The organism is Pseudoalteromonas sp. GW168-MNA-CIBAN-0100 (assembly GCF_040309225.1).
Taxonomy (GTDB): Bacteria; Pseudomonadota; Gammaproteobacteria; order Enterobacterales; family Alteromonadaceae; genus Pseudoalteromonas; species Pseudoalteromonas arctica.
The window spans coordinates 1-329 of the sequence record NZ_JBEOOL010000303.1 but is presented as its reverse complement, the minus strand read 5'-3'; the positions used below and the strand labels follow the sequence as shown (position 1 = coordinate 329).

Annotated in this window: 1 pseudogene; it reads left to right on the top strand. The window is 41.6% G+C overall.

The features are described from left to right. Positions 1-329, top strand: a pseudogene (locus AAEY62_RS21220) (protein kinase); the annotation flags it as partial.

Here is a 329-nt window from a genome sequence, read left to right as displayed (position 1 = left end):
ATGCAGCAGTGTACAAACTTAGAATTAGTGCGCTTATCTGCCAATAACTTAACGCACCTAGATAACTGGTTATTTGAGTTACCAAAGCTTACTTGGCTGGCCTTTGCTGGTAACACCTTTAATAAAGCCCAGTGCCTAACAAAAAGTAGTTTAGAGAATAAGCCACTGAGTGATTACACATTACAGCAGGTTATTGGCCAAGGTGCCTCTGGGGTTATTCACCTTGCAAAAGCAGCAAATAAAGCGGTAGCTATTAAGCTGTTTAAAGGCGCAATTACCAGCGATGGTTATCCGCTTGATGAAGTTAATTGCTGCTTGCAGGCAAATGA